The sequence below is a fragment of the Nocardia arthritidis NBRC 100137 genome, assembly GCF_001612765.1.
Lineage (GTDB): Bacteria > Actinomycetota > Actinomycetes > Mycobacteriales > Mycobacteriaceae > Nocardia > Nocardia arthritidis.
In genome coordinates, this window is sequence record NZ_BDBB01000020.1 from 151,075 (window position 1) to 159,088 (window position 8,014).

General features: G+C 68.5%; 7 protein-coding genes. 2 read left to right on the top strand and 5 right to left on the bottom strand.

Going from position 1 to position 8,014, the window contains the following annotated elements:
- Nucleotides 1-40 precede the first annotated feature (40 nt).
- Nucleotides 41-664, top strand: coding sequence for a LysE/ArgO family amino acid transporter (locus tag NA8_RS16845; protein ID WP_245663875.1), 624 nt, complete (start codon nucleotides 41-43; stop codon nucleotides 662-664).
- Between the two features lie 9 nt (nucleotides 665-673).
- Here the strand turns inward: NA8_RS16845 and NA8_RS33830 are convergent, their stop codons facing one another.
- The 4 genes from NA8_RS33830 to NA8_RS16860 form a co-directional block, all read right to left on the bottom strand.
- Nucleotides 674-832 (bottom strand): hypothetical protein, encoded by a 159-nt coding sequence (locus NA8_RS33830; protein WP_157106747.1) that lies wholly within the window; start codon nucleotides 830-832, stop codon nucleotides 674-676.
- A 242-nt stretch (nucleotides 833-1,074) separates the two neighbouring features.
- A complete protein-coding gene (locus NA8_RS16850; protein ID WP_174550090.1) occupies nucleotides 1,075-2,733 on the bottom strand; it encodes a SulP family inorganic anion transporter in 1,659 nt (552 codons plus the stop codon).
- The gene (locus tag NA8_RS16855) at nucleotides 2,730-4,562 is read right to left on the bottom strand and encodes a phosphoenolpyruvate carboxykinase (GTP) (protein WP_063051336.1); all 1,833 of its coding nucleotides are present in this window, start codon (nucleotides 4,560-4,562) and stop codon (nucleotides 2,730-2,732) included. The genes NA8_RS16850 and NA8_RS16855 overlap by 4 nt, the downstream gene beginning before the upstream one ends.
- An 88-nt stretch (nucleotides 4,563-4,650) precedes the next feature.
- A complete protein-coding gene (locus tag NA8_RS16860) occupies nucleotides 4,651-4,980 on the bottom strand; it encodes an ArsR/SmtB family transcription factor (RefSeq protein WP_063051353.1) in 330 nt (109 codons plus the stop codon).
- A 353-nt stretch (nucleotides 4,981-5,333) separates the two neighbouring features.
- Here NA8_RS16860 and NA8_RS16865 point away from each other — a divergent pair, with 353 nt between their 5' ends.
- A complete protein-coding gene (locus tag NA8_RS16865; RefSeq protein ID WP_063051354.1) occupies nucleotides 5,334-7,700 on the top strand; it encodes a heavy metal translocating P-type ATPase in 2,367 nt (788 codons plus the stop codon).
- On the opposite strand, the gene NA8_RS16870 is transcribed toward NA8_RS16865, so the two are convergent.
- Nucleotides 7,673-7,894: a hypothetical protein gene (locus NA8_RS16870; protein ID WP_063051337.1), complete on the bottom strand. Its 222-nt coding sequence runs from the start codon at nucleotides 7,892-7,894 to the stop codon at nucleotides 7,673-7,675. The two genes, NA8_RS16865 and NA8_RS16870, sit on opposite strands and share 28 nt — an antisense overlap.
- Nucleotides 7,895-8,014: the final 120 nt, after the last annotated feature.

Here is an 8,014-nt window from a genome sequence, read left to right on the forward strand (position 1 = left end):
GCTTGCCGGGGTATGGTCCGCGCCCTTAGCGTCGCTGGACGTGAGCGTTTCCTCCGCGGCGCTGGCCGCCGCCTCCGGTTTGGGCTTCGGTTTGTCGCTGATCGTGGCGATCGGCGCGCAGAACGCGTTCGTGCTGCGTCAAGGGATCAGCGGCGGGCATGTGCACGCGGTGGTGGCGGTGTGCGCGGTGTCTGACATCGTGCTGATCGCGGCAGGGGTCGCCGGCTTCGGCGTGGTCGTCGAGTCGGCTCCCGCGGTGCTCGTGGTGGCGCGCTACGCGGGCGCGGCATTTCTGATCGGCTATGCGGGCCTGGCGGTCCGGCGGGCGCTCGGCGCCGCGGCGCTGCGCACCGAAGCGGGGCGGGCCACCGCGGCACTCGGCGCGACAGTGGCGACCACCCTGGCGCTGACCTGGCTCAATCCGCACGTCTACCTGGACACCGTGGTGTTGTTGGGTTCCTTCGCCAGCACCTACGCGAGCCCGGATCGATGGTTTCTCGGCGCGGGGGCGATGCTGTCCAGCGTGCTCTGGTTCACCGCTCTCGGCTTCGGTGCGCGCCTGCTCGGTCCGCTGTTCACCCGTCCGCTGGCTTGGCGGGTGCTGGATTCGCTGATCGCGGCGGTGCTGCTCGGTCTCGGAGTGGGACTGTTGTGCGGCGGATGAGCACCGCGATCAGAGCTGCGCTTTGATCTTCGCGGCGAAGTCGTAGCCGGCCTCCCACTGCGGCCCGGACGGCGCGAGGACGACGCGTGCCGCGCCGGCCTCGGCGTAGGCGGCCATTTGCTCGGCCGCCTGGCCGGGATCGGTGGCCGGCGCAGGCCCTGCCGGCATTCCCGGTGAGCGACTCCGCCTCGACCGCCGCGCCGGAATGGCATTCATGCTTGGATCCGGTCGGGCCGGCTCACCCGGTACGGCCAGATTCCCGCCGGCGGTGCAGCCGCCACATCCTGAATCCAGGCGGGCGCTGTGATTCGTCCGGACACGCGGCGTGCCGAGCCAGCGGTGCCGCGTCCTTGGACCCTCTGGCTCTGGGAAGACAAACGGTGCCGGTGTGCTGGAGCGGATCGTGGAGCTCATGTGGTTTGTCCGGCAGGGTTCGGCGCGCATCTGCGGGCGTGGGCGATGGCCTCGGGGGTGTGCTCGAAGATGTGCGCGTCGCCGCCGGTGGGCAAGGCGCCGATCGTGGCGAGGCGGCGACGATGGTCCTCGCGCAGACCGGACATCAGGACGGTGATGTCGCGGTGTTCGAGTTTGCCGATCGCGTCTTTCAGCACGAGCGCGCCGGTGGTGTCCAAGGCGGTGATGCCGGACATGCGCAGGATGACCACGTACACATCGGACACTTCGGCCAGTTCCAGCAGGAACCGGTGAGCGGCGGCGAAGAACAAGGGCCCATCGATGCGGTAGGCGACGATATGGTCGTGCAGCAGGTCGTGTTCCTCGGCCAGATGGTCGGTGCCGTCGGCCGGCATCTCGAGTGGGACCTGCTGTAGCCGGGCTTCTTTCGCGACCGACCGAAGAGCGAGCACGATGGCGATGCCGACGCCGACGGCGACCGCGGTGACCAGGTCGAGCGCGACGGTGACGCCGAAGGTGATCGCCATGATGATCGCGTCGCCGCGCGAGGCACGGGCGATCGCGGTCAGCGACGCGGTCTCCACCATCCGGACGGTCGTGGCCAGCAGGACTCCCGCCAGGGCTGCCAGTGGGATCTCGGCCACCATGGGTGCGGCCAGGTAGATGATCGCGGCCAGCACGGCGGCGTGGGTCAGCGCCGCGAGCCGGGTACGCGCGCCGGAGCGGACGTTTACTGCGGTGCGAGCGATCGCGCCGGTGGCGGGCACACCGCCGAACATCGGGGCGGCGATGTTGGCCACGCCTTGGCCGAGCAGTTCGCGATCGGGGTCGTGGCGGGTGCCCACGGCCATCGCGTCGGCGGCGGTCGCCGACAGTAGTGATTCCAGTGCTGCGAGTGCCGCCACTGCCAGTGCAGGCGCGATCAATGACCCGAGCTGGTCGAGGTGCACGAATCCTATGGAGGGAGCCGGTAATCCGGTTGGGATCTGCCCGATGGGGGTCAAGTCGAGATCGAACACCCGCACCGCGACGGTGGCTGCGGCCACAGCGATTAGCGCGAACGGCAGCTTCGGCAGGTACCGGCCACCGGCCAGGACTACCGCTGCCACCACCAGTGCGGTCGCCGGCGTCAGGTGGTGCGGGTGCGAAATGTATTGGCATGCCGCGTCGAATGCCGACTGCCACACCTTCTCGCCCTCGGCGTGCTCGATACGCAGCGCGGACGGGACCTGCTGCAGCGCGATGACCACCGCGATGCCGGCGGTGAAGCCTTCGATCACCGGGGCCGGCATGTAGCGTACGGCCCGCCCGACCCCGGCAATTGCGAGCACCACGAGTACGAGACCGGCGAGCAGCCCCACGGCGAGCACCCCGCCGGCGCCGTGCTGGCCGACGATCGGCACCAAGACCACCGTCATCGCGCCCGTGGGCCCGGACACTTGGAAGCGGGAGCCGCCGAACACCGCCGCGGTCGCGCCCGCGACAACGGCGGTGGCCAGTCCAGCGGCCGCGCCCAACCCGGAGGAGATTCCGAAGCCGAGTGCGAGCGGCAGCGCCACCAGCGCCACGATCAGACCCGACACCAGGTCCGCGCCGGGCGCGCGCAGCACGGGTTGCCAGTCCGACCAGCGCGGCAGTAGTGCGAGCGCGTTCACAGGGCTTTGGCCAGACGCATCTTCAGGGCGGCCAACTGCGCACGCAGCCCGTCGGGCAGCCGATTGCCGCCGATGGTGGCGTACCACTCGTCGATCGACGTGGTCTCGGCCACCCACTCGTCGATGTCGACGGCCAGCGCCGCGGTGGCCAGTCTCCGGGCTCGCTCCGACAGGCCGGTCAGGTCCAGGGCCTCGGCAGTGGGCACGAACCCGATCGGTGTCTCCACGGCATCGGCGGCACCGTCCAAGCGCTCGAGGGCCCACTCGAGTACACGCACGTTGTCGCCGAAGCCGGGCCACAGGAAGCTGCCGTCGGCGCTGCGTCGGAACCAGTTGACCTGGAATATCTTCGGCAGCTTCGCGGGATCGGCGGCGGCGCCGAGTTTCAGCCAGTGCGCGAAGTAGTCGCCGACGTGGTAGCCGAGGAACGGCAGCATCGCCATCGGATCGCGCCGCACCACACCTACCGCTCCAGCCGCCGCCGCGGTGGTCTCCGACGACAGCACCGACGCGGTGAACACCCCGTGTTCCCAGTCGAATGTCTCGGTCACCAGCGGGACTGTCGTCTTGCGGCGGCCGCCGAAGAAGATGGCCGAGATCGGCACCCCGGCCGGGTCGTTCCACTCCGCCGCCACCGACGGGCACTGCTCGATCGGGGTGCAGTAGCGGGAGTTCGGATGCGCGGCAGGGGTTTCCGACTCAGGGGTCCAGTCCTGGCCGTGCCAGTCGATGAGATGCCCGGGCGGAGTGTCGGTCAAGCCTTCCCACCACACGTCACCGGCGTCCGTGCGTGCGGTGTTGGTGAAGATCGAATTACCGGCATCGATCGTGGCGATCGCGTTCGGGTTGGTCTGCGCGCCGGTTCCCGGGGCGACGCCGAAGAACCCCGCCTCCGGGTTCACCGCGTACAACCGGCCGTCGGCGCCGAAACGCATCCAGGCGATGTCGTCGCCGATCGTCTCCGCGGTCCAGCCGGGCAGGGCGGGTTCGAGCATGGCGAGGTTGGTCTTGCCGCACGAGGACGGGAACGCGGCCGCGATGTAGTGGATCTTTCCCTGGGGCGTGGTGAGTTTGAGGATCAGCATGTGCTCGGCCAGCCACCCCTCGTCACGGCCGAGCACCGAGGCGATCCGCAGCGCGAAACACTTCTTGCCCAGCAGCGCGTTACCGCCGTAGCCGGAGCCGTAACTCCAGATCTCCCGGCGCTCCGGGAAATGTGAGATGTACTTGGTCGAATCGCACGGCCACGGCACATCCACCTGGCCTTCTCCCAGTGGAGCGCCCACCGAGTGCAGGCACTTCACGAAGCCCGTCCCGTCGGCGAGTTTGTCCCACACGTGCGCGCCGGAGCGGGTCATGATCTGCATCGCAACCGCCACATACTCCGAATCGGTGACCTGCACCCCGTATTTCGGATCTTCGGCATCCAACGGCCCCATGCAGAACGCGATCACATACATCGTCCGTCCCGCCATGGCCCCGCGATAGTGCTCGGTCATCACCGTGCGCATGTCCAGCGGATCGACCCAGTTGTTGGTCGGGCCGGCGTCCTCGCGATCTTCCGAGCAGATGAAGGTGCGGTCTTCCACCCGCGCCACATCGTCGGGATCCGACACACACCAGAAGGAGTTCGGCTTCGCCGCAAGCGGCACGAAGGTGCCCTTTTCGACCAGCAGCCCCGTGAGTCGGTCCCACTCTGCCCGAGAGCCGTCGCAGAAAACGATGCGATCGGGTGCGGTCAACTCCGCGACTTCGGCGACCCACGCCAGGATGCCCTCATGCTCGGTCGGTGCCTGCACGCTCGCGGCAACGTCTAAGTGGTTGGTCACGACGAAATCTCTCCTTCGAAATCTGCTAGGTATTTAGTTTAGAAAAATTGCAATCAGTGAGCGAGCGGCTTCCTTATGGGTGGCGAGGTCAGGCGGGTTCTTCGAGGGCTTCGACCTGACCGGCGACTACGCCGGTGAGAATGGCTCGTGCGACCGCCAGAAGCTCGGCGACCTCGGGAGTGGTCAATTCGTAGGTCACCGAGAGCCCTTCGCGGCGAGCGGTCACCAGGCCGGCGCGCCGGAGGATCGACAATTGTTGGGACAAGTTGGCCGCCTCTATCCCGATCTCGGTCAGCATCTCCGAAACTGCGTGCTCACGCTGACTGAGCAGTTCGAGCACGCGCACCCGCACCGGATGCCCGAGGGTTTTGAAGAAGTCGGCCTTCATCTGATAGAGCGGCCGCTGCAGTCCTGGCATCGCCACCACTCCCTTCGGTTCCCGGCGAGGCGGTATCGGCCACCGCCTTATTTGCAGAGTTTAGCAAACAATGCTTTTGGCAAGTCGCACGGGGCATCCTCGCGCGGAGGGCTCCTCGCTGCACGCGGTCTCATCGCAGTCAGCACCACGATCGAGTCGTCGCGGCCCCCTGGCCACGCAGGCCGAGTCATGGCTGCTGGGATTCGGTGCGGTGCGTTTCGCCAGGGCGAACGGCCTCCGCATTCGGGAATTGCGACCCTGTCCAGGAGGTGCCCGGGTCGGTTTTGCTGAGACGAATCCGCTCGTCGGAAGGCGCTGTTCGGGAAGGAGCGGGCGTGTCCGGAACGAATTCGATGATCGAGCAGTGGTCCGGACGGGTCGTTGCGTGGGTGGGGCCGGTGCTGGCGTCGGCGACTGTGGCCGCCTTGATGTCAGGACTGGTGTTCTGGCTATTCGGGCTGCGCGAGGTCGCTGAGGGCTGCTGGATCGCGGCGACGGTGGTGGCGGTCGTGCCTGCGGTGTGGTGGATGGTCACCACGCTGCTGCGGGGTCGGGTCGGGGTGGATTTGATCGCGGTGTTGTCGCTGGTGGGCACCTTGCTGGTGCACGAGTATCTCGCTGGTGCGCTGATCGCTGTGATGTTGGCGACCGGTCGTGCATTGGACGCGGCGGCCGAGCGACGCGCGTCGCACGACCTGAGGTCTCTGCTCGAGCATGCACCGCGTTCGGCTCGCCGCCGCATCGGCGCCGAGGTGAGCGTGATCGCGTTGGACGAGGTCGCCGTCGATGATGTGCTGGTTGTGGCGCCCGGCGAGGTGGTGCCGGTCGATGGGCGGGTGCTCGACACAGTGGCCGTACTGGACGAATCGGTGCTCACCGGCGAGCCGTTGCAGGTCGAGCGTGGGATCGGGGAACCGGTGCGCAGCGGTGTCGTCAATGCCGGTGCCTCCTTCGAGATCCGTGCGACCGCGACCGCGGCGGACAGCACCTACGCCGGAATCGTGCGGCTGGCCCGAGAAGCCGGCGCCGAGAACGCGCCCGTGGTCCGGTTGGCCGACAGGTACGCGGCCTGGTTTCTGCCCTTGACGCTGCTCGTGGCCGGGGCGGCGTGGCTGTTGAGCGGGTCAGCGGTGCGCGCGGTCGCGGTCCTCGTCGTGGCCACCCCGTGTCCGCTGTTGTTGGCCGCGCCGGTGGCTATCGTGTCAGGGCTGTCGCGGGCTTCCCGCCAGGGGGTCGTGATCCGCAGCGGCGGTGCGCTGGAGAACCTCGGCCACGCGACCACTCTTGTGATGGACAAGACCGGGACGCTCACCGCGGGCCGGCCCGCGGTAGTCGAGGTGATCGCCGCCCCTGGCCAGGACGCGGCCGAGGCATTGCGGCTGGCCGCGTCGGTGGACCAACTGTCGCCTCACGTGCTGGCCGAGGCGATCGTTACCGAGGCGCTGACCCGCGACGCGGCGCTGTCGCTGCCCACCGCTGTCGTCGAACAGCCTGGCCGCGGCATCTCCGGCACCGTCGACGGCCACCGCGTCGAAGTGGGCAAACTGCCTGATTCGGCGACGGGATCCGAGTGGGCGCGCGCGGTGGACAGCCGAGCGCGCTTGGACTCCGCCGCGATAGCGTGGATCGTCGTCGACGAGGAGCTTCTCGGGGCGGTTTTGCTGCGCGATCCGTTGCGGCGGCACGCGCCGCGAACAATCCGCAGACTGCGTGAGGCGGGGTTGAACCGGCTGGTGATGCTCACCGGCGATCGTCTCGAACCGGCCCGCGAGGTCGCCGCCGTGCTCGGCCTCGACGAGGTCTACGCGGGGCAGAGTCCCGCCGACAAGGTCAGCGCGGTGCGCGGCGAACGCGAGCGTGCGGTGACGGCCATGGTCGGTGACGGTGTCAACGATGCTCCCGCCTTGGCGGCCGCCACTGTCGGTGTGGCGATGGGCGCACGCGGGTCGACCGCTTCTTCGGAGGCCGCCGACATCGTGCTCACCACCGACCGGCTCGACCGGCTTGCCGACGCCATGGAAACCGCACGCTGGTCGCGCCGGATCGCCGTGCAAAGCGCCGGGGTCGGGATGAGCCTGTCGCTGCTGGCGATGATCGTGGCCGCCGCCGGGCTCCTCCCGCCCGCCGCTGGCGCACTGCTGCAAGAGGTCATCGATGTGGCGGTGATCCTCAACGCGCTGCGAGCGTTACGGGGCAGTCCAGCCGCTCGCACCGAAGTGGCCGCGGCGACAGAGGAACTGCTGCACCGCTTCGCGGGTGAACACGAGACCCTGCGTGAGATGCTCACGCTGTTGCGTACCGCTGCCGACCGGCTCGCCACCGCCAACGATCCCGCGGCCCTGGCCGCTGTCGAGGACGCCAACCACTTCCTGGTGACCGATCTGCTGCCCCACGAACGCGCCGAGGAAACCCTGCTGTACCCGGCGCTGGCCGGCCCGCTCGGCAGCACCGAGGCCACCGCGACGATGAGCCGCGCCCACGCCGAGATCCAGCGGCTCACCACCCGCATCGGCGCCCACCTCGACCGCGCCCACGCGGCGGGCGCCATCACCAGCGACCAGATCGACGACCTGCTCGCCTGCCTCTATGGTTTGCACACCTTGCTACAGCTGCACTTCCTGCAAGAGGAGGAAAACTACTTCACCCTCACCGACGACGACCAGCCCGAGAACAACGCGGCCTCTCAGCGGCTTCACCCACGCAAACCCCTGCGGCGCTGACGCTGCTGCCCGCTGAGCCGGCCTTCGGCAACCAGGGCGCGCAGCATCAGCCAGTGCGTCGCGCGCAGGTCTTGCGCCTCGTCGTCGGCTTGGCGCACGACATCGTTGGCGTGCTTGTCGATTCCTTCGACGCAGATGTCGCGTTCGCCGAAGTCCTTTCGCGACCCCGGGCTCGAGGGCCGCGAGATCGGCATCGAGGTTCTTCGCGAGGTCTTGTTGAAGGTCTTCCGGCCGGGCGGACCACCACGCCACAGATTTGAACACGCTGCTGGATCAGAACGTGGCATGGAGTGCCGTGACGCACCGCCTCAGCA